Annotated in this window: 14 protein-coding genes; all 14 read left to right on the top strand. The window is 42.6% G+C overall.

The window, feature by feature from the left end:
* Positions 1 to 6: 6 nt before the first annotated feature.
* The 14 genes from J2Z70_RS25260 (at position 7) to J2Z70_RS25195 (ending at position 23,223) form a co-directional block, all read left to right on the top strand.
* Positions 7 to 309, top strand: coding sequence for a hypothetical protein (locus J2Z70_RS25260; protein ID WP_209877768.1), 303 nt, complete (start codon positions 7 to 9; stop codon positions 307 to 309).
* 24 nt (positions 310 to 333) lie between these two features.
* Positions 334 to 786: a DUF3990 domain-containing protein gene (locus J2Z70_RS25255; protein WP_209877766.1), complete on the top strand. Its 453-nt coding sequence runs from the start codon at positions 334 to 336 to the stop codon at positions 784 to 786.
* A 24-nt stretch (positions 787 to 810) separates the two neighbouring features.
* A complete protein-coding gene (locus J2Z70_RS25250; RefSeq protein WP_209877764.1) occupies positions 811 to 1,029 on the top strand; it encodes a hypothetical protein in 219 nt (72 codons plus the stop codon).
* Positions 1,030 to 1,580: 551 nt separating this feature from the next.
* Entirely contained in the window at positions 1,581 to 3,569 is a 1,989-nt protein-coding gene (locus J2Z70_RS25245) for an RHS repeat domain-containing protein (RefSeq protein WP_209877762.1), read from the top strand.
* A gap of 40 nt (positions 3,570 to 3,609) precedes the next feature.
* Positions 3,610 to 5,580, top strand: a complete 1,971-nt coding sequence (locus tag J2Z70_RS25240; RefSeq protein ID WP_209877760.1) for a PA14 domain-containing protein — start codon at positions 3,610 to 3,612, stop codon at positions 5,578 to 5,580.
* 37 nt (positions 5,581 to 5,617) lie between these two features.
* A complete protein-coding gene (locus J2Z70_RS25235) occupies positions 5,618 to 7,648 on the top strand; it encodes a carbohydrate binding domain-containing protein (RefSeq protein ID WP_209877758.1) in 2,031 nt (676 codons plus the stop codon).
* A gap of 22 nt (positions 7,649 to 7,670) precedes the next feature.
* Complete coding sequence (locus J2Z70_RS25230; protein ID WP_209877756.1) at positions 7,671 to 8,927, top strand: NBR1-Ig-like domain-containing protein; 1,257 nt, start codon at positions 7,671 to 7,673, stop codon at positions 8,925 to 8,927.
* 49 nt (positions 8,928 to 8,976) lie between these two features.
* Positions 8,977 to 14,589 (top strand): RHS repeat domain-containing protein, encoded by a 5,613-nt coding sequence (locus J2Z70_RS25225; protein ID WP_209877754.1) that lies wholly within the window; start codon positions 8,977 to 8,979, stop codon positions 14,587 to 14,589.
* 3 nt (positions 14,590 to 14,592) lie between these two features.
* Positions 14,593 to 15,039, top strand: a complete 447-nt coding sequence (locus J2Z70_RS25220) for a hypothetical protein (RefSeq protein ID WP_209877752.1) — start codon at positions 14,593 to 14,595, stop codon at positions 15,037 to 15,039.
* Between the two features lie 360 nt (positions 15,040 to 15,399).
* A complete protein-coding gene (locus tag J2Z70_RS25215) occupies positions 15,400 to 15,585 on the top strand; it encodes a hypothetical protein (RefSeq protein ID WP_209877749.1) in 186 nt (61 codons plus the stop codon).
* Positions 15,586 to 15,815: 230 nt separating this feature from the next.
* Positions 15,816 to 17,510 (top strand): hypothetical protein, encoded by a 1,695-nt coding sequence (locus J2Z70_RS25210; RefSeq protein WP_209877748.1) that lies wholly within the window; start codon positions 15,816 to 15,818, stop codon positions 17,508 to 17,510.
* A gap of 16 nt (positions 17,511 to 17,526) precedes the next feature.
* Positions 17,527 to 18,942 carry a GBS Bsp-like repeat-containing protein gene (locus J2Z70_RS25205; protein WP_342593056.1) on the top strand — a complete coding sequence of 472 codons (1,416 nt, stop codon included), beginning with the start codon at positions 17,527 to 17,529 and terminating at the stop codon, positions 18,940 to 18,942.
* Positions 18,943 to 18,972: 30 nt separating this feature from the next.
* On the top strand, positions 18,973 to 20,979 hold the full coding sequence (locus tag J2Z70_RS25200) for an FG-GAP repeat domain-containing protein (protein WP_209877747.1): 2,007 nt from the start codon (positions 18,973 to 18,975) through the stop codon (positions 20,977 to 20,979).
* Positions 20,980 to 21,021: 42 nt separating this feature from the next.
* Positions 21,022 to 23,223 carry a hypothetical protein gene (locus tag J2Z70_RS25195; RefSeq protein WP_209877746.1) on the top strand — a complete coding sequence of 734 codons (2,202 nt, stop codon included), beginning with the start codon at positions 21,022 to 21,024 and terminating at the stop codon, positions 23,221 to 23,223.
* The last annotated feature ends 14 nt before the right edge of the window (positions 23,224 to 23,237 follow it).

Here is a 23,237-nt window from a genome sequence, read left to right as displayed (position 1 = left end):
ATAAAGATGTTCGAGAAAATAAGTTTCTATCCCGGTAAAGTGACATACGATGATTTTGATATCGATATTAATAAACCGCTTGATTTTGACGATGATGGATTAAAGGAAGATATGTTTAAAGTAAATTATCCTGATAATTTCATCTTAGACATTGGATGGTATAATGGAATTAATAAATTTATTATTTATATTATTAAAGATTTTGATTGGGATAAACCAATTGTAAGAACTGAATGTGACTTAGTAGATCTCCATTACAAAACTGAAAGCTGTGCAGTTTATATTAGAGATTTGTTATCAAAGAAATAATCATTTCCTACCTTGATTGGCTTCATGCCGTTCAAGGTTTCTTTTTTGTGGGCTATCCGTATGAGTATGGTGCTACCTTCTTTATTCAAAGCTCCGCATGTAACGTATGGAAGTGATGAGCTTGATTTTGGCCAAGTTTTTTACGTGACTAGTGATCCAGCACAAGCAAAAGTATGGGCGCGAAAATTATTGGGTGATGCTGGACTTGTAATGAAATTTACTGTTGATGCCAAAGAATTTTCGCTCTTTAAGGGATTGGTTATTAAATCAGCTAATGGAAACTGGGAGCGGTACGTGACTCTGGGGCGACAATGGAATTTAACAGACAATTATGATTATGTAGCTGGTCCATTTGTAGCAAATTCAGGCGATGTTCGTAAAGGTGAGACACCAATTCCCAAAGGGAAACCAATTGCGATTCGTTCTACAAAAATGGCTGTTTGGTTGTTTAAAGGTTTTGCTGGATTTGAAAATTAATAATTATATTAAAGGAGAGAGAAAATGGAGAAATTTAGCTTAGCAACAACAAAAGAAGCGCAAGAATTTTGTGAATGCATTGTGATAGAGATGATTCAGTTATTTAATATAAGCGAGGAAGAGGCATGGGGTAGAGTTAATGATTTCTGGAAAAGTCCTTTTGATGAAGAATATGATATGAGTTACCATAAGACATATGGCTTTTGGGCAAATACCATATATTTTGGACCGGAAACTAACTGATAGAAAATAAAGGGTTATAAAACATTTAAATACATAACCTTACCCAAATCAGAATTAATCCTGAATTTCGAAAGTAAGCATCCACAAATCATCAATAAGGCACTACACTAAGGGATTTCTTGCTAGAAACAGCTTGCACCAAATGGGTGAAGGAAAAACTAGGTCTATCCCTTTTCCTATCTGGATTTGTTTAATTCACTTTCGAAATTCAGGTTAATATAAGAAGTACAGTGCCCTATATAGTGTCTGAGGCACTGAAGTATGCCCGAAAGAGCTATTCATGGCCAGCTACCATGGCTTAAGCGATGAGAGTTTATTTTGTATGGATAATCAAACTTAATACCGAACCACATGTGAGCATCCACTCCATGTGGTTTTTTTAATGCAAGTATATGAGCCTTCTCCCCATAAAGATTTGTGTAAATCTAAATGTGGCTGAAATATTACTAAATCGACAAAAAAAGTTATAATTCGACAAAATACAGCCATTCTCAACGTTGGTTAACTCCCTTATGATGGGTGAGGAAGTTTATTGGGGGAGAGTGGATTTGTTGAAAAGCGTCAAATATTCCGTTTACAGTTTGTTTATCTGTTTTGTGATTTTCACAGTTTTATTTAGTCCAAGCAGGGTTTCCGCTTCAGAGAATATTATAGTGGCCAACGAGTCCTTTGAACACGGCACATATGCGGGGACGAACTACCTGCCCATTCAGGGAACGATTACAAGAGATCCGCAAAAAGTGGTAAATGGGAAATATTCAACACTGCTGAGTTCACTTCAGTCGGACGTCTGGAAGGAGTTTAACTATACCGATTCAAATCAAGTTAAATTTGAGAAGAACACTACATACCAGGTAACGTTTTCGTATAAATCCATTGATATGCAACCGCTGGATTCCAACCGTTTTTTCTATTTTCTTGCCCGCAGTACGGATGGTCAGGAGGATAAGGGCTTTACTTCCTGGAATGATGCCAGCGGAAATACAGGGATCAGGACGATGACGTTTACTACCGGAAACAAGGAGAACTATTACTTGATTTGGGGGATTCATGCTGGCGGGAGCTTGGCAATTGATGATATTCAGATTGTCAAAGCAATCTCAACGCAAAGCGAAACCTTTGAAAAGGGGACCTACAATCAAACCGATTTTTTACCGGGGTCCGGTCATATTACTAGTGATCCAAACCAAAATGTGAGTGGACAATACTCGGCTTTTCTGAGTTCAGCGCGGAGCGAGGACTGGAAAGAATTTTCTTACACGGATGCCCAAAAAGTGAAGTTTGAAAAAAACACAACATACCAAGTCACTTTTTCATATCGATCTGTTGATATGGGGCCTGTAGACAGCAATCGGTACTTCTATTTCTTGGCAAGGAGTACTGATAATACACAAGACAAAGGATGGACCACTTGGAATGACGCGAATGGGACCAGGGGAAGCCGTACGGTGACTTTTACTACTGCTAATAAAGAAAATTATTATCTGATTTGGGGAATCCATTCAGGAGGAGCACTGTCAATTGATGATATTGAGATTACAAAGGTAAGTGAATCTTTCGAAAAAGGTACATTTACCGATACCCAGTTTACGGCAGGCTCTGGTGTAATTACCAAGGACCCGGAAAAAGTCATCAGCGGGCAATATTCCGCCTATCTTGCGTCCCAACAGAATGAGGAATGGAAGACTATTCTCACCACAGATCCGAATACATACCGCTTCGAAAAGAATACGACCTATACCGTAACCTTTTCATACAAGCCGATGGATATGGACCCAATGAATAATGGGCGCTACTTTTATTTTCTGGCGAGAAGCATGGATGACCAAGAGGATAAAGGCTGGACCACATGGAATGAAGGCAGCGGAATCACCAAGAGAAAAAGTGTCACGTTTACGACCGGGAACAAGGATAATTACTATCTGATCTGGGGAATTCGTGGGGGTGGGGCGATTTCGCTAGACGATATTACAATTCATAAAGATAGTGAATCTTTGGAGAGAGGCACCTATAGTGGAACGGATTATATACCTGCATCCGGCATTCTCACCAATGATCCAGCCAAAGTAGTGAACGGAATGTATTCGGCATACCTGAATTCTCCACAAACGATAGAATGGGCAAATCTGATGGTGAGTGATTCCAGCCGGTTGAAGTTCCAGAAGAACACCACGTATACGGTGAGTTTTGCTTATAAATCGATTGATATGGAGCCTGAAAATTCTAACCGGCATTTTTATTTTCTGGCGCGGGGGATGGACAATGTTGAAGTCCTGAACTGGACAAGCTGGAACGAGGGTAGCGGATCACGCGGAGTGAAGACGGTTACTTTCACTACTGGAGAGCAGGATAATTATTACTTGACCTGGGGTGTCCGCAATGGCGGAGCAATTTCCATAGATGATATTATCGTCCGGCAGTTAACAACGTATCGCTATGATAGTAGTGGAAGATTAATGCAGGTCAGAACCCCTGATAATAGTGTGGTGCGGTATTCATATGACAGGAACGGGAATATGGTGAAGACTATCGTGGATTGAAGATTCTAATTTATTACACATGGAGAGGAGAATGGCCAGATTGAAAATACTAAAACGATTACTGCTATCCTTCGTCGTATTCACATTAATTCATTATGCAGGAGAAAGCTTAGTGTATTCCCCAGACAAAAGTAATTCTGTTGCAGCGGCGGCTGGTACCAGCGGGCTACAAGGAGAGTATTACGACAATATCAACTTTACTGGTCATAAGCTAACGCGGACTGAAGCCAACGTAAATTTCAATTGGGGAGTTGGATCACCCGATGCCTCTATTGAACCGGACACGTTCTCGGTAAGATGGACAGGCTCAATTCTGGTCAAATACAGCGAAGCGTATACATTCCAGGTAATAGCGGATGATGGTGTGCGGCTATGGGTGGATGGCCGCCTGATCCTAGATAAGTGGGTACCCCAAGCCAGTGAACTGACAAGTCTACCCATTACACTTCGTGCCGGGCAAAACTATAATATCCGTCTAGAATATTTCGAGAATGGCGGGGGAGCAACAGCGATATTGCAATGGTCAAGTGCCAGTCAGGTGAAACAGGTCGTGCCGCAGACACAGCTTACTCCACCTGTAAAATCGTCTCAAGTGGGTCTTAAAGGGGAGTACTACGACAATATCAACCTTACCGGTCTTAAGCTGACACGTACAGATGCCAACGTAAATTTCAACTGGGGACTAGGCTCGCCTGGTGCCTCCATTGGACCGGATACGTTCTCGGTAAGGTGGACAGGCTCTATTCAACCCAAATATAGCGAAGCATATACATTCCAGGTAATAGCGGATGATGGGGTCAGATTATGGGTGGATGGCCGCTTAATCCTTGATAAGTGGATAACCCAAGCTGGTGAACTGACAAGCCAGCCCATTACCTTAACCACAAGGCACAACTATGACATCCGGCTGGAGTATTTCGAGAACAGCGGGGGAGCATCTGCAATATTACAGTGGTCAAGTGCCAGTCAAGTGAAACAGGTGGTGCCGCAAAGTCAATTGCATTATCTGCCGGAGGTCCAAGGGGTAGGGTTAAAAGGTGAATATTACGATAATCTGGAGATGAATGGGTTAAAGCTGACCCGTACCGATGCAACCGTTAACTTCAATTGGATAGAGGGTTCGCCGGACAGCCAGATCGGGCCGAATACCTTCTCTGTCAGATGGACTGGAACCATTAAGCCAAGGTACAGTGAGCCCTATACCTTTTATCTTAATGCTGACGATGGGGTGCGCTTATGGATAGACGGCAAACTTATTCTCAATCGTTGGGTTAACCAGTCAGATCAATTCCGCAGCAGTTCTATCCCATTGGTTGCAGGTAATCAATACGACATACAGATTGAGTATTTCGAGAACCTGGGCGGAGCAGCGATTGGACTATTATGGGAGAGTCCTACCCAAGCGAAGGAGTTTGTTCCCCAAAGTCAGTTAAATCCGCCAATTGAGAGCTCAGGTGTGGGTCTGAAAGGCGACTATTACGGCAACATAAATTTGACTGATCTGAAGCTAACACGCACAGATGGAGTGTTGAGTTTCGGATGGGGAAATGAGTCTCCAGATTCGAGCATGGCAGCAGATAAATTCTCAGTCAGATGGCAGGGGTTAATCCGCCCTTCATCTAGCGGGACATACACATTCTACGCGAATTCAGATGATGGTGTTCGCTTATGGGTAAATGGTCAGTTGCTTATTGATAAATGGATTCCTCAGGCCAGTGAATTAACGAGTCTTCCGATTTATCTGTTGGAAGGGCAGAATTATGAGATTAGGGTTGAATATTTTGAGAATGATGGTGGGGCGTCCTTTGGCTTATCGTGGTCCAGTGAGCACCAAATGAAGGAGATTGTCCCACAGTCCCAGCTATATCTGCCATACCCTACCTATTCTCCGGTGGAGTATCTTTATGATTCCAATGGCCGACTCAATTCTATGCGTCTCTCAGATGGTAGTATCTTCCGTTACGAATATGATGCTAACGGGAATCTGATCCGAATAATAAATGGAAGTTGAGCTTGAAGGAGCTGAGTGAAAAATTCATATTTTGGAGTTGAACGTATTGCGAAATATAGCATTAGTTATTTTAACTTTGGTTTTAATGATTATTTTGCCTCATAATGCCTATGCCGATGATTACGAATATTTTTATAACAATAATGGACAATTAGAATCAATGAAGTCTGTGAGTAATGCTATTGATTATTTTTATGATTTAAACGGAAATTTAATCAGGAAGAATTCAAATGGTAATTTTATAAGAAATGGAAATTTCGAATTGTCTGATGAGAGTAGCGGAATTGCGAAATACTGGAACACTTACAATGGTCCTGGCTATCAACAGCCCAAGGGAGAAATGGAGTTTACGGCAGTTGCAAGTGGAAAACAAGCTCAAAAGATAATAACTAACGGGATAGGAGGGCTATATCAAGATATAAAAGTAGTTGATGAAACCGTATACGAATTAAAAGGACAAATAAATCTAAGCGTTAAAGATAGTGGAACCGCAACGATGAAGGTGGATTATTATAATGCTTCTGGTAATTTTATTGGTGATGATACTTTTGCTGAAATAAGTGTTCAAAATGCATGGACCACGATCGGAGGGGCAGTAAAAACTCCAAAAGGAACAACAATGGCAAGGTTGCATTTTCACTTGGACTCATCTTCTGGGGCTACCTTATTAATTGATATGGTATCAATGTATAAGAGTACATACGGTAATATGCTGGAAAATGGAGATTTCGAGTTATCTCATATAGATGGAGTAGGGGATGGCTGGAGAAAATATGGAGCCTTTGGTGAATATGAGCTTGTATCCTCCAATGTAACTTCTGGTACACACTCTCAAAAGCTTACGATGACAAATATAGGAGGCTTGTATCAGGATGTAGCTGTAAATGGGAATACACTATATGACCTCAACGGCCGAATAAACACAGAAAGTTTGTTAAGTGGAAAGGTAGAACTCATCGTTAATTATTTTAATGCTTCAGGAGAAATGCTTGGTGGTACAAGCATTGCTGAAGTGAGAGCATCACAAAAGTGGACTACTGCTGGCGAGACCTTAAAAACACCGTTGAACGCCCGGATAGCACGTATCCATATTCAAGTAGATTCATCTTCTGGCAGTGCAGTATTGGTAGATATGTTTACTCTGAAAAAAAGTATGGACGGAAATATGTTAGCAAATGGGGACTTTGAAGTTTCCCAGATCGCCGGTGTTGCTGATGGATGGGCGAAATATGGGGCTTTCGGAGAATACCAGCTTACAAAGTCAAGGGTTACTTCCGGCAAACAGTCCCAGAGTCTATCGATGACGGGTCCTGGCGGAATGTATCAAGATGTGATGATTAGCGGGAATACCTTGTATGACGTAAATGGCCGTGTAAACATAAGTGATTCGAAAGATGGATCGGTAAAGCTAATCATAGATTTTTTTGACAATTCCGGGAAGGCAATCAGTGGGTTAAGTCTTGGGGATATTAACACTTTAAATGTATGGACTACCATTGGTGGAACTATCAAAACTCCAAATGGAGCAGCGGTAGCAAGGATACATGTTCATACAACATCCCTTCAAGGGAGCAATTTCGTAGTAGACATGATGAATTTTAAAAAGAGTAAAGATGGAAATATGCTGGCTAACGGGGATTTTGAGGGATCTCAAATAGGTGGTGTAGCGGATGGTTGGGAAAAATATGGAGCTTATGGTGATTATCAATTGACTGCTGCGACTGTGTTTTCCGGGGTTCAAGCGCAAAAAGCTGTTATCACTGGTATAGGTGGAATATATCAGGAAGTAGCTATAGTACCAGGTTCAAATTACAAATTGAGCGGTTTTGTTAATATCAGTGATGGACCCGGCAAAACAGTAAAAGTAATTGTTAACTACTTTAATGCATCTGGAAAGTTGATCAGTGGAGTGACATTGGCGGATGTAAATAGTTTAAATGCATGGACTACAGTAAGCGAAATATTAAAACCACCAGCAGGGTCTGTGTCCGCTAGAATTCATTTTCACAGTGATTCTCCATCAGGAGGCACTTTTGTAGTAGATAAGATTACTTTTACTAAAGAATGAACTAGGTAAAGACGGAGGTAATATGCAAAAGTATTGGAATAAAATCAGTCTATTGTTCATCTTGCTGCTTAGTTTCCCGGCGGTGCTGGTTCCTTCAACAACTCATGCTTCAGGCAGAGGGGCGGCCATTCTACACCACACGATTCCGTCGATGATGCAAGCGGGAGTTACATATCCAGTGAGTGTGACGGTCCGTAATGATAGTTCAGAAGTCTGGTCAGAGCAAAATCTAATTCGGCTGGGTGATGTGGGGGACAGCGATCCGCTTTCTTATGGGAGGAAGTTTATCCCTAATGGACAAATTGTCTCTCCAGGACAAACCATCACATTTTCGTTCACTATGACAGCTCCAACTACAACGGGAAGCTACATTACTGATTGGAGAATGGTGAAGGAGAATGTCGAGTGGTTTGGAGATACGGTGACCGTGAATGTCTCTGTTGTCTCATCGATACCATCCAGTTCGGCCACATTGATGTATGAGAATATCCCGTCTGTCATGGCCAAAGGGCATAAGTATCCAGTCACTCTGGCCTTCCGCAACGATGGCGGAGATACGTGGTCACCTGAAGAGTGGTATCGTTTAGGCGGTGCAGGGGACCAAGATCCATTTGCCAATACCCGGCAAATTATTCCTGATGGAAGAAGAGTGAAACCAGGAGAGGTGCAAAGCTTTACTTTTATCATGCAGGCGCCGGCTGAGACGGGAGCCTATATGACCGATTGGGGAATGGTTCATGACGGGGTCACCTGGTTCGGTCAGACTTTCACGAAAAATGTCCAAGTTGTAGAGGGGACGCGGAACGCGAGGGTGGTCACACATTCGATTCCTTCTACCATGGAATTAGGACAGTCCTATAATGTGACTGTTACCATGCGCAATGAGGGAGAGACCTCCTGGTATGAGGAGGGGACTGCTCCAGGAATGTACCGATTAGGGGCGGCAGGGGACAATGACCCGTTTGCACAAGGACGTTATTATTTGCCTCCCGGGACCATTATTAGACCGGGTGAAGAATATACTTTTGCTTTTACAATGACAGCTCCTGCTGTACCAGGAACCTATATAACCGATTGGGGAATGCTGCAGGAATACGTGACCTGGTTTGGAGAAACGTTGGTGAAGTCGGTTACGGTTATTGATCCTTCTAAAACCAATACCTATACTTATGACTCTTCTGGAAGACTTCAATCGGTAAAGCTTACTTCAGGGCAGACCGTTTACTATGACTATGACGCGAATGGGAATCTGATTAAAAAACGGGTTCGAACCAATTGATTTCTACACAAACTATTATTTCTATTTCATATTGACAGGAGAGTTTATATTGAAATTTACGAAAAAGATCAAGCCCTTCATAACCACTCTACTAGCCACCACCATGCTTCTATCCTGTATTCCTCCAATGAATTCAACGGTGGCTGCAAAGGGGGCCAGCAGTAGCTCTAAAGAGCGAGCGGTCTCACAAGAAAGTCTCACGCCAAGCCCAAGTGCGTCGCCAGTGCCAAGTTCTATCAGTGAACGTTCTGCAGAGCTTGAACCTACAGCAAGACCAGCAGAGCTGACGTCAAGACCACCATTATTCCCGGAAACTCCCCCGGTTGAGGCGAAACTTCCGGTAGTTCAGGAAGTCTATGGCCCGGAGGAGATGTCGGTCATCCCCCTGCTTAAACTGAAAACCTTAGAGAAACAGGGAATATTGGATACCTCCTTCCTGCTCCAGTCGCCCACTCTTCAAAAGCAGATGCAGCAGAAATCCCTGACCTCATCATCTAAGGATTTAAAGCAAAAAGATATTGAACAATTGATAGCAGCGGGAGCTTCAAAGGAAGATGTATATTGGATCAATCTGCTTCAGTTGGATCGTCCAGACCTGATGCCACTTGAACTTTTGAAACAGCATCAAGGAGGAATAGCATGGGAAGAGATCCAATCTCAAGAGAGTGGCAGCCACTCAGGGTTCTTGGAGAACCCTACGGTAAGTAAAGATGTCTATCTGCAAGACCTCATCCTGCTCCCTCAAACATTCCGTACAGTAACTCAGGAAGTATATCTTGATGAACTTGGAAAAGCGGAGAAATTCAGTAAAGATCAATTGGAGTGGGCGGCCTCAAGCGTTACCACCTTCGACAGGGCTGTTGACAATGTCATTAATGGTTACAAAATGGCGCAAATTAATCAAACGAACAAACGTCAGTATGAAGACCGGAGTCTGACGAATGAAGTCGTAGATCCTATTTCCGGGGCTCTAACCTGGAAACAGAATCAAATCCATTTACCCGGCCGGGATGGACTTGATTTAGATATTGGTCTCATGTATAAATCCAGTCAGATTGCTGAATTTAAATGGAATACCAGCGCCACTCATGGCCCTTACTTATCCTTAAATAATTACAATATGACTAAATTCAACATTGGCACAGGCTGGTCATTTCAGTTTCCTTCTTTACAATATACCGGGCCAGGAGTCTTTTACCATGATGGAAAGGGCGGGACTTTTTTAACTACTATTAAAGAGGATGAAGTTTATGGATTAGCTCAGTACACGGGCTTTGTAGGCTACTTTGGTCGGAATATGCGGCTATTGTATAGTAATAACTTTTCTAACGGACAGGAAAAATCAAGTTATTGCGTTGAATATTTGGACCAGCGAAGAGAATATTTTTCGAACAATGGAGATATTATTGGGATACAAGACAGATTTGGCAACACCATTACATTTAAGTATTTAGAAACAGAAAGATTAAATGGAGATTACGTAAAATTACTCTCATCCATTACGGATACCGTCGGGCGAGAAGTCACATTTAGTTATGATCGAAATCTGAACACAACTGGAGTATTTAACGGGGAAAACATAGTTATTCGTGTGAATGAAGGGCAGAAGGAGGTTAAAAAGGTCACATTAAAAAAATGGCGAGTCGCCCAAAGCATGATCTGGAAAGATGATAACCTTAGTCCAATAAATATGGCTTACTTATGGACGATAGAAAATAACGACGAGACTACCACTTTTGATTATGACTTTAAATTTGCTAAATATAAACCGGATGTTGGTTACGATGGACCGCAAGATTTAAATTTTTATGCTCTATTAAAAAAAATAGATTATCCCCGGTCAACGACCAAGTATAACTATCAATCGACAGTAAGACATTATGCACCTTACGATATAGTAGGAGATTACCAAATAGAGTCAAGAAGTGATATTGTAAACAATAAAGTTTATAACCAGATCGATTACAAGTATAACGGCAATTACACGGGCAACTTACCTGAACATTTCCCGAAGAATCTTCCCGATGATTTTCGTTATGGTACCACAGCCAAGAGTATCAGCAGTACTGCGAGCAATAACTTGGCAACAACCCAAACCTTTGACCGGGATGGAAGATTAATACTAACTGAAACAGCTGCTGCGAATGGAGAGCGGAAGGTATCTCAGAACACTGCATTCGATGCCACCTTTATCTACTCTCCAACGAAGTCGACGCTTACAGACTACGGCGCGGGCGGTGCAGCCAATAGTCTCTATTCCGAAACGGTCTATAACGACTATGGGATGGTTGTTGCCCAAACCGAGCCGCTGACCGCAGGACAAGTGGGCAATCCATCATTGAAACAGCATTACACCACCACATATGCCTTTGAGCCTACGTATCAGTTTCTGGCATCTAAATCGTGGTACCAGGATGAAAATGATGCTGCTCCGCTGATAGAGTCCTATATCTACACTACAGAAGGCCGGCCAGCAACGATAACGAATGCCAAGGGCGAGCAAACCAAGTATGACTACAGCTATGTGAACGACAAAGGACAAAACAAGCTGGAACAGGCCGTTGCCCAGACGTGGGCAAATGATCAGCGGGTTGCTAAATCGGTGGTGCGCTATGGCAGTGAGAACAACTATGCGTATCCCACAGAGCAACAGCAATGGTTCAATATCGGAACTGCTGATGAAAAAGCCGTTACGACCAAAATGGTCTACAATAAAGGCAATGGCCAAGTCATTCAGAAAACCGAAGCCAATAACCAGACTGTTACCTATGAATACGATGGTGCAGGGCGGTTGAAAAAAGAAACGTATCCAATAAAGACGAACACCAAGGGGCAGCAGATTCAGGAGGTTGTGGACTACAATTACTACAAAGAGACTTCTCCGTATTTTGATGCGGTCAATGCGGATACTCCGGTGCTAAAGGTGGATTCCATTAAAACCGTCACTCATATTGCCAGTGGATCTTATATGAAAACTTACGCAAATGTGTTGTATGACGGATTAGGTCTCGCCTTGCTGGAAGAGCATTATGATGAAAATGCAAGAAAATGGATGTTTACGCAATATCATTATGACGACCAGGGACGTCCAGTCTATTCCATCGATCCTGCAGGAAATACACTGACTGCCAGCTACGATGCCTGGGGCCGGCAGAACCGGGCCACAACGCCGAGTGGGGATGTGATGGTCAGCGACTACGATCTGGGGTCTCGTACCGCGACCAGTTATATTCAGGACCAGGCTACTGGCCAGACTCTGAACTATGTCCAGGAGAGCTATGATGTTAAAGGAAACAAGTTGTCTGCGTCCACCTATAAAGACTGGCCAACGAAGCAGCAGCCCATCAGCGAATCGTATCGTTACAATATTGTCGGACAGGTGACGGGGTATACCGATCCGAATCATAATCTGAACGAGGATGGAGTAACCACTAGCTACCGTTATGACACCTTAGGCCGGTTGACTGCCCTGAAGGACGCACTGAATCAGACGACCAACTATAGCTATGACGGGAACGGCCAAGTCACCAAGGTTACGATCCAAGCCAAAGGCGGTACTCCGCAAACCCTAAACACCAAAACCTATAACGAGTTGGGTCTGCCTAGCCTCAAGCAGGATGGTGCCTCACAAAGCGAGAGCTACACATATAACAGTGCCGGGCAGTTAGCGGCTAAAACTGACCGCAATGGAAGCAGCTTTGAGTATCTGTACGATGAAGCGGGTCAACTGAAGAAGAGCACGATACAAGGGAAGATCAACAACGTAGCCCAAACGCTGGAGACCGTCATGATTACGGGGGATGAAAGTCCGAAGAAGCAGACGATCCAAACGTTGCTCAATCAGGCGGAGACGGCTTACCAGACGTTGACGAGCGATAGCTTGGGGCAAGCCCGTTCGATCTATGGGCGTTCTGGAAGCCACTACGTAGCGATTGGTAACGAGGTGGATGTGCTGGGAAGAATGACACAGATTAGCGACCAGTACATGGGCTTTTTCACCAACTATACGTATCAGCAGTCACGGGTGACTCAGGTACAGACCAACGGGAGTGCCGCAGTGACTGGGGCAGCATCAGCTAATGCACAGTACACCTATTTCGGCAATGATCAAGTGAAGTCGATCACCTATCCGACCCTGACGGATGGCAGCACACTGAAGACAGAATACACCTACAACCCGGCACTGGGCTGGACGGAGCGGATGACCAATACCAAAGGGAGCAGTAGCCTGTCCAGTTACAGCTACAGTTATGACAACAACGGGAACCGGGTCGCTGTCAGTGAATCGCGCAACGGAGCCTCTGCCCAAACAACGAATTACGCCTACGATGCGCTGAACCGGCTGATCTCCATCAGCCGCCCAGACGGCGGACAAACGACGTATACTTATGATGTGCGGGGCAACCGCCTAACGTTGTCCGATACAAGTACCGTAAGCCTGGATTCTGCGGATACCAGCTACACCTACGATTTGCAGAATACTTTAACGAGCGTCACCAAGGGCGGAGCCAGCACCAGCTTCCAGTACTATGCAGATGGAATGCGGTCTATGAAGACCAAGGGCAATATCCAGACCCAGGTGAACTACAACTTCCAGGGTCAAGTCATCTCGGAAGAGAAACTCGTCAATGGTGATTTTGTAGAGCAAGCGAATTTTGTGCGCGGCGATCGGGTATTGGTGAAGAAGGACAAGAAGGCGGCTAAGGATTATTACTACTTGTACAATGGCCACGGTGACGTCGTACAGATCGTAGATGCCAGCGGAACCGTCATGAACAACTATACCTATGATGAGTGGGGGAATATCACCAGCCAGGACGAGAAAATCTCTAATTCCTTCAAATATACTGGAGAGTTATATGACGAGGAGACCGGACTGTATTACCTACGGGCACGGTATTATGATCCAAGCCTGGGACGGTTTTTGAATGAGGATACGGTTGAGGGGCAGATTGATAATCCGCTGAGTTTGAATTTGTATACGTATGTGGAAAACAACCCTTTGAAATACATTGATCCTTCAGGTCATTCAGCAATGGCAGCAGGAGGACTATATTTAATTCCTGGGTTTGGAGAGGTACTGGCTGTTGTTACTGGTGCAGGTATTTTAGTATATGGAGGGTATAAGATTTATCAGTGGGCTACTGCTCCAAAAGAGGTACCGAGTGTATCCATTCCAAAAAAACCAGAACTAAAAGTTATTCCAGGTGGTAATAATAGTAACAAACCGGAATCAAATCCTAGACCCAAAGCTCCGCCTTTATCTCAGCCAAATAATGACAAGCAAAAAAAAGAACCGACAAAAATCTATAGACTAGGGAGTGATAGCCCATGGAACTTGACACCTAGAGAAAAAGATGGGACAACAGGTTTGTCATTTTTATTAACTCGTCCTTCCTCTGGTGCTTATATTGAAACTACGGCCGAAGATATTAATGCTTCTGGATTACTTGTAGCAATTATTGACGGGAAGAATCACGTTTCAGTTGTGCCTTTAGATGGGAGACTTACTTATTGGGCTTCGCAAAGACCGAATACTGGAGATGCTGCACGAGATTCGTACAATTATAACATTCAAGGAAGTTGGAATGCTTATACTACCGAAATGTTAAAAATATTTGGCTCTTATGATAAATGGGTGCAAAAGAAAGGAGGATTGTAATACATGGAAAAATACAATGATTTAGATATTGCAGCTATGATTGACACACTGGATGAGTTGCAAAATTCTCAGCTATTATCAGAAGCGTTAGAAATTCAAAAAACACTAATTGAAATAAGAGAAGGTATTGTCCCATTTCTTAAACTATCCAAGAAGGACTCGAGCTTTATACACTATTTTTCTGCATTTTTCATCCCAGCTTGTGATAAAGAATTTTTAGTTATGATGAAACAAGAGTTATTTGCAGTCATAGATAAGATGGATCTTACTGAATATGTTGATTTATTGATTGCCGAAAGTTTGATTAAAGAACAGGTTTTCATTAAAGAGCTGAGTAATAAATTACTTGAAAAACAGAAACATGTCCAATACTTTTATGAATATTCAAATATGAATAAATATGTTCTAGCTGACTATTTGGATAAATTATCTTCTTTGTTGAAAATATAACTCCCTGTTTGAATTTAAATTCTACTGAAAGGACTGACCATATATTTTCAAAATGAAGTTAACATTTGAGAAGCCATTGGAAAGTATACCTGAAAGTGAATACTTAATACCTGATTTAGAACTTGATGATTCGCTGGTTGTTTTAACATGTATATGTGAGCGTTTGAAATATCTCAATCTGTATCATTCGTTGTTGGTGGTTTTGGGCAAGATGTTTGGCCTGTTGATTGCAGAACGGATCTATGTACTATTATTGAACAAGTGCCGGATATATTAATGAGAACAAGAGTGGGTATATATTCCTTCGAATTAGATTTTTTCGAACAGGGAATTGAAAGACGGCTACTATTTGAAGATGATATGGATTTTATTAAAATCACTTGTAGTAGTCGCACTGATTGGTTACCTAAACCAAGTTCTATAGTAATGACCAAGGCTGAAATTTCAAACATGTTTGAAGCACTATATCAGACCTTCGTAGAGTTGGGCAGTGTGATTTGTGAAGGTCTAGTAAATCATTTTCTATTAAAGGATTGGAAAATGTGAATGTTTTTAACACCGAACCACATGGGAGTATCTAATCCATGTGGTTTTTTTTGAATTGGAATAGTATGCTCTCCTCTCCAAATGTCTAGTCTGAAATTAAATGTGACTAAAATAATACCAAATCGACAAAATAAGTTGTATCTCGACAAATTACAACCGTTCTCAACGTTGCATATCTCCCTTATGATGGTTGAGGAAGTTCTTGGAGAAAAGAGAGTGAGGGAATTATAATGCTGAGCAGCAAACCTAAAATAACTTTCTATTTAACACTATTGATGATTTCTACACTATTCATTAGCGACTCTGTGGCTATGGGTGCGGGAGGAAAGACGTACTATTATGATACCAATGGGAGATTAGTAAACGAGGCATTGCACTCCAATGAGATTATGGAATATCAGTATGATTTAAATGGAAATGTAAAGCGGAAGTTTAGAACTAATAATATGCTCGTAAATCCGAATTTTGAGTTGAATGCTAGTAAAGCAACGGACATAGCCAGTGGTTGGGACAAATGGAGCGATACCGGAAGTGCCTTGTTTCAAGTAATTCCAGCGTCAGTAGTGTCTCAGAGTGTGGCGCAGAATATTTCAGCCTCGGGGATGAGGCTTGGCACTGCAGCGTGGCTATTTCAGGATGTTGCCGTTAAGGGGAACTTGCCGGTTCTGTTTAATGGCGATGTTAGTATCGAGAGCATTAACAAAGCCAAGGTGTCCTTATGTATCCAATATTTCGATGCAGCCAATACGCTGCTGTCTCAAAAAACGGTTGATTACCCCTCTGGAGCTCTAAGTAGTTATATGACTTTATCCTTGACAGATATCACTCCTCCTAACACGGTTCGTGCCAGAGCCCATGTAGGGATCAGAACGGAAGAAGGGGGAGGAAGCGGTGCTTTTTATGTGGACAACATGGCATTTAGATATGATACTGCAGGCAATATATTAAATAACCCTAGCTTTGAAAATAATCTATCCGGCCAAAAGGAAATTGCTGAAAGCTGGTCGCGATGGTCCGACTCAGGAGGAAGTCTATTACAAGTAGTCTCTTCCCCTGTGACTTCAGGTGTAAGAGCTCAAAAATTGACAACTCCAAGCATGAAGACTGGAGGTGCCAGTTGGTTATTTCAAGATGTAGTCACTCAACCCAATGTCCCGATCTCAGCAAGCGGAAATATAGTTGTGGATCAGCTTACATCCGCGAAAGTCTATATTATTATCCAATTTTTTGACGAAAAGAATAAGTTCTTAAGTCAGCAATCGGTGGACTATCCCACAGGCATGCTCCAAAAGTATATGACGTTATCTCTAAACACAATAACCCCAGCAGACTCGGTAAGAGCTAGGCTACACGTGGGGATTCAGGCAATCGCTGAAGGAGGCAACGGGTCCATTTATATTGATCATATGGCTTTAAATCGTGATCCGCAAAGAAACATGTTATCTAACCCAAGCTTTGATGCTAACTCCACAGCAAATGTTGGTACGGCAGATAGCTGGCAGACATGGTCCGACTCCGGGAATCATACTTTTCAAGTTATGGGACCTCTTCAAACGGCAAATACCTACGGACAGAAGTTTACTAGTGCCAACATGAAAAAGAACGGAGCAGCATGGCTGCTGCAGGATGTAGTGGTAAGCGGAAATAAGTTAGTCGAGTTCAAAGGAAATATTTTAGTCGAGAGAGTGGTGCAGACAAAAGTTTCTTTATGCATACAGTTCTTCGATCGTAATGATTCTTTACTCTCAGAGAAGTATGTTGACTACCCTGCGGGAGTGCTACAGAAATTCTCTACGCTGTCATTAACAGAAAAAACTCCCTCCAACGCTGTTAGTGCAAGGGTCCATGTAGGATTACAAGCAACTGCAGCGGGTGGGAGCGGAACCTTTTATGTGAAGCAAATGATATTGAAATATAGTGAATAATGGAGCGTGTACTATCGTGATTGCGAAAATAGTGAAACTTGTTAAACATATCTGCCTTCTCTTTATTCTGTTCTTAGGATATGCTGCTTCATCTGCTTATGCTGAGGCATCCAGTACAAACCATATCGTTATTGATGTCATTGGTTCATCTCCACAGCGTATTTATACCTATAATCAAGGGCGGTTGGATACGGAGATTCTACAAGACAGTACGATTAATCAATATACATATGATGCTAACGGAAATCTGATCAAGCGCAGTCGCGCGAATTCTTCCACATCACCCTACGTATTCGATCTATCTTCAGTATCCTATGATATTTATATCCGCGGGGTTCAGCCTAATGTCCAGCAAGTACATTTTCCAACTTGGACTGCCTGGAAGGACCAGGATGATGTGGAGTGGATCGTAGGGGAAAAACTGGCCGATGGAGTCTGGAAAGGAACTGTAGTTTTTAATAGACATGGTGGAGAGACAGGTACATATATTACACATATTTATGCGGATGGGAAAATGGTTAGTGATGTAGGTGCAGAAGTCCGGAACAACGGAGTGACGATTACAGCACCTGAACAAGCTTCGCTGGCTGACGGGTTCTATACTGTGCAGGCTAATGGTATACCGGAGAGTATCAAAGAGGTGCGCTTCCCTACGTGGACAGAGCATATGGGACAAGATGACTTGGTCAATCCCTGGATAACAGGTGAAAGACTTGCAGACGGATCTTGGAGAATTAAAATACCGTTCAGTACACACAACTTTGAAATGGGGAATTATATTACACACATTTATTCATTTGATCGGTATGGGAACAAAACAGGAGTGGGCGGCAAAGTAGTCAATGTGTTAGGCGGAGCAGGGGGATCTAAAGAGACCGATCTGTCCGGTGTTTCGTATGACGTATTCATCTATGGGGTAGACCCGTCTATCCAGAGTGTCCAATTTCCAACATGGACGGCGAACAATAATCAGGATGATATTGAGTGGATTGAAGGTGTGAAAGTTGGGAACGGCGTGTGGAAAGCAACAGTCGTGTACGCCAGACACCATTCAGAGACCGGCAGGTATATTACACATATTTATTCCAGCGGTCGTATTCTTGGAGCTTGGGAATATGATGTCACTAATTCACAGGTATTGAAAGCACCCGTAAATGCTAAGATCAGTGACGGTTACTATGAAGTCTCTATTGAAGGAATACCAGCCAACGTAACCCGCATGGAATTTCCGACGTGGACGAATCAGAATGGCCAAGATGATCTCATTTGGTATCAAGGGGAACGGGAGAGTTCGTCCAAATGGAAAGTTCGGATTCCTTTTGCTAATCATGGGAATGAAACTGGGATTTATATCACACATCTCTATGCCAGTGATGGATACGGAAACAGCCGGCCTGTTGGAGGAGTTACAGTAAATGTTAATCGTTATTGAAATGATAAAGGAGTGGAGGAAATAGATAACATGAAAATTGGAAGGGATTTAAAAATTCTAATTTGTATCATTGTATTTTTGTCTCTTATAGTAAAGCCTTCACAGGGTACGGCTGCCTCAGTAGATCAAGTATTTAGAACCGTGGATAAAGGCGGAACCATATACAACTACGATCCGACTGGAAGATTAACGGAGACTCAAACCCTTAATGCTGTTGTCAGAAACAAATACGACTTGAATGGTAACATGGTAAGCCGAAAGTCGGTGGCGAGAAGCCTGACACAGTGGCAGTTGGGAAACGGTCTTGGCTCCAATACTCGTTTTATCAATGATGTGAACGGTGATGGGAAGGCGGATGCGGTTCTCTTTTTTAAGGATACAGGAACATGGTATGTCTCTCTGTCGAATGGTCAAGGAATTAAGGGGTTCCAGAGATGGATTACCGGCCATGGAGTGGGATCGGATGCTCAACTGTTAGCGGATGTGAACGGAGATGGTAAAGCGGATGCAGTTATCGTGAATTACGGAAGCTGGTACGTGGCATTGTCCAATGGGAGCGGTTTTGAAGGCTATAAATTATGGGTCTCCGGCCATGGAGTTGGGGCCAGTGGCTTATTTCTGGCAGATGTGAACGGAGACGGCAAAGCAGATGCAGTTATTGAAAATAGCGGAAGCTGGTATGTATCACTTTCTTCAGGTCAAGGATTTCAGGCTTACAGCAGATGGATTGAAGGATATGGTGTAGGAGCTACCAAAGAGTTCTTAGCTGATGTAAATGGGGATAGTAAGATGGATGCCGTTGTTTTCTACGAGCAAGAGGGTTCTTGGTACGTAGCGTTATCCAATGGAAAGGGGTTCGAAGGGTATAGAAAGTGGATAGAAGGCCATGGTGTTGGTTCAGCGGATCAGCTTCTGGCTGATGTGAACGGAGATGGCAAAGCAGATGCTGTAATAATAAATTACGGGAATACGTATGTAGCCTTATCAGGAGGTAGTTACTTTAAAGCATATACCAAATGGTCAATAGAAGGTGCTGTGGGGCAAAACACTTATTGGCTAGCTGATATCAATGGGGATCACAATGCTGACGTTGTTCAATATAGTGAGGTTGGTATGAAATGGAGCGTATCTTTATCTAATGGTTACAGCTTTCTGAAGAATAAGGATTGGTCACTGGAAGGTGGATCAGAGGTTCACACCCAATTTACATCTGACGTGAACGGTGATGGGAAGGCGGATACGGTTCTCTTTTTTAAGGATACAGGAACATGGTATGTCTCTCTGTCGAATGGTCAAGGAATTAAGGGTTACCAGAGATGGATTACCGGCCATGGAGTGGGATCGGATGCTCAACTGTTAGCGGATGTGAACGGAGATGGGAAAGCGGATGCGGTTATCGTGAATTACGGAAGCTGGTATGTGGCATTGTCCAATGGGAGCGGTTTTGAAGGTTATAAATTATGGGTGGCTGGGCATGGAGCTGGGGCCAGTGGCTTATTTCTGGCAGATGTGAATGGAGACGGCAAAGCAGATGCAGTTATCGAAAATAGCGGAAGCTGGTATGTATCACTTTCTTCAGGTCAAGGATTTCAGGCCTACAGTAGATGGGTTGAAGGATACGGTGTAGGAGCTTCCAAAGAGTTCCTGGCAGATGTAAATGGGGATGGGAAAGCAGATGCCGTTGTATTTTATGAGCAGGAAGGTTCTTGGCACATAGCATTATCCAATGGCAATGGCTTCGAAGGGTACAAAAAGTGGATAGAAGGCCATGGCGTTGGTTCAGCAGATCAGCTTCTGGACGATGTGAATGGCGATGGAAAAGCGGATGCTGTGATTATTAATAGTGGAAATTGGTATGTAGCATCATCAACTGGAACCAGCTTTACAGGCTATGCACCTTGGATTATGGAGTTTAGTGGTGTCGGTTCAAAATTATACCGGTTGGCAGACGTTGACGGAGATCGCCGTTTGGAAGCAATAGTAATTACTACCGATGACTCTTGGTATGTGTGGGATTATTTATCTGGTGCTAATTGATTAAAAATGAAAATAGGCGGGAATAAGGAGCGAGACATTTCTATGAGCTTCAGGATAAAAAAGAAAATAATATATTCTCTTGCCCTAAGTCTAGTCTTTAATTTAGTTGGCATGTTCAATTCCGATTATATTAAGGCGGATGCAAGCGTGGGTACAGATAATATAATTAAAAATTCTGGTTTTGAAATAAACACTAATGGCAGTAGCATAGCCGATAACTGGGTCTCACATGGGATTGGGAGTTTCGAAGTTACCAGCTCATTGGTCTCTGGAGGAAGCAAAGCACAGAAGGTTTCCATTAGTAATTTACCGATGAATCAATTTGCTGGTGTGAGCCAAACCTTATCGGTGAATCCTGGGCAACCGTATAATATGAACGGACGTTTTTACATTGAGAGCATCTCCAATGCTAAAGTGCAATTGTACGCAGATTTTTTTAATGCTGGAGCTTTTGTGGATTGTAAGGTTTACGAATTGCCTAATCAGGCTACAGGACAATTCGTTACTTTAGGGGGAACAGGCAGTGTGCCTGAGGGAGCTACATCAGTTGTCATTTATGCTTTGATTCGTTCTAGTTCTGATGTCAATTCCGGTGCTTTCATTACGGATAATATCTCTTTTCAATATACTAATGACGGCAATCTAGTTGCTAATTCAGATTATGAGAGCTTTTCAAACACGCTTGCTAACTCAGACGATTGGGATTATACGACCTCCTATAACCCATCATTTAGTTCCGTTGCTTATCCATCTTTAAGTGGAGCTAGAGCCCAGAAAATCAAAGTCTCGTCTCTCCCGGTTAACGGATATGCGGGTATGTTGCAAAAAATTAAAGTAGTTCCGGGTAAGTCATTCCAAGTAAGTGGTGCATTGTTAATAGAAAGTCTAGCGAATGCCAAGGCGCAAATCTATATTGATTTTATGAGCTCCTCTGGAAATTATACGGGGACGACTATTCTCGAATATGCTAAACCGACCAATGGCATATATATGACATTATCTGATACAGGTCAAATTCCTAAGAATACCACTTATGCTGTTATATACGTAATCATTCGAGGGACAGGGAACAATGGTTCAGGAAGCATGTATGTGGACTCTTTGAATTTTCATTATACGAATGAACCCAATCTATTTAACAACGGGAACTTCGAAGCACCTGGTTCTAACGGCTTGGGAAGCGGGTGGTTGCCCAGTTACGGGAATGATAACCATACCTACAGATTAGTTTCGGAAAGCTACGGGAATACCGTTCAGCAAATCGATGCATCTAATATAAAAGCTAATGAGTATGTTGGAATAAGTCAGATGTTAAAAGTTGTACCTGCTAAAAAGTATACGATGAGCGGCAGATTAAAGGTGGATCGTATCAGCAATGCCAAAGTACAGCTGTATGCAGATTTTTTTACAGGCTCAGGTGCATTTATTGATGCGAATATCGTAGAATTGCCTGCTACCACTCAAGGGGGATATATCACAATATCTAATACTGGAACCGTACCTTCTAATACTGATTACGTCCGTGTCTACGCTATTATACGTGCAACTAGTGGAGGCGGGGCAGCGAGTATTTATGTAGATGATATGAGATTCAGTTATAGCTCCAACTTATTGGATAACCCTGACTTTGAAGTGAGTAATTACGGGTCGCAAACGCCGCTGAACTGGACCATTTATAAGCCTCTAGGAGTAGAGGATGGAATTCGGTTGATTGAGAATAGTCCGGCTAAGGGTGTAACTACTAATTCTTATTCGGCAGCGGGACGTTTGCTTAATCAGACGCTTGTACAAGGAACCCAGACTTATAATACATTTTACAAATATGATCTGAACGGAAATTTAACGAAGAAATCAACGGTGATAGGTACACTAGAGGCATTTCATGATCAAAAGTCAGTGGAAGTCAGGGGATTCGGGATTCCGGTTAATCAATTTGTTGGCATCTCTCAGACTCTACGTGTAATTCCTGATAAGTCTTACATGGTTACAGGAAAAGTTAATATTAGCATGTTGAATCAATCCAGAGTGCAGATGTATATTGACTTTTATGCTATGGATGGGTCATTCGTCTCCAGCAGTATTAAAGACACCACTGAAGCGAATGGAAAGTATGTGTTACTGACGAATGAGGGGGTCATCCCAAGTAAAGCTGTATTCGCAAATGTATATTTTCTAATCAGATCTGCAGGAGATTCTGGGGCGGGGACGTTCTATCTTGATTCGGCTAGCTTTGATTATAAATGAAATTAGGTGGGGAA

It is taken from the genome of Paenibacillus silagei (genome assembly GCF_017874735.1).
GTDB lineage: Bacteria > Bacillota > Bacilli > Paenibacillales > Paenibacillaceae > Paenibacillus_AQ > Paenibacillus_AQ silagei.
Note: the sequence above shows the minus strand (reverse complement) of the source record. Positions and strands in the feature narration are given on the sequence as shown.

Bases quoted from the DNA above. Each gene is read 5' to 3' on its own strand.
- J2Z70_RS25260 (WP_209877768.1), top strand. From the start codon at position 7: ATGTTCGAGAAAATAAGTTTCTATCCCGGTAAAGTGACATACGATGAT.
- J2Z70_RS25255 (WP_209877766.1), top strand. From the start codon at position 334: ATGCCGTTCAAGGTTTCTTTTTTGTGGGCTATCCGTATGAGTATGGTG.
- J2Z70_RS25250 (WP_209877764.1), top strand. From the start codon at position 811: ATGGAGAAATTTAGCTTAGCAACAACAAAAGAAGCGCAAGAATTTTGT.
- J2Z70_RS25230 (WP_209877756.1), top strand. From the start codon at position 7,671: ATGCAAAAGTATTGGAATAAAATCAGTCTATTGTTCATCTTGCTGCTT.
- J2Z70_RS25220 (WP_209877752.1), top strand. From the start codon at position 14,593: ATGGAAAAATACAATGATTTAGATATTGCAGCTATGATTGACACACTG.
- J2Z70_RS25215 (WP_209877749.1), top strand. From the start codon at position 15,400: ATGGATTTTATTAAAATCACTTGTAGTAGTCGCACTGATTGGTTACCT.
- J2Z70_RS25210 (WP_209877748.1), top strand. From the start codon at position 15,816: ATGCTGAGCAGCAAACCTAAAATAACTTTCTATTTAACACTATTGATG.
- J2Z70_RS25200 (WP_209877747.1), top strand. From the start codon at position 18,973: ATGAAAATTGGAAGGGATTTAAAAATTCTAATTTGTATCATTGTATTT.
- J2Z70_RS25195 (WP_209877746.1), top strand. From the start codon at position 21,022: ATGAGCTTCAGGATAAAAAAGAAAATAATATATTCTCTTGCCCTAAGT.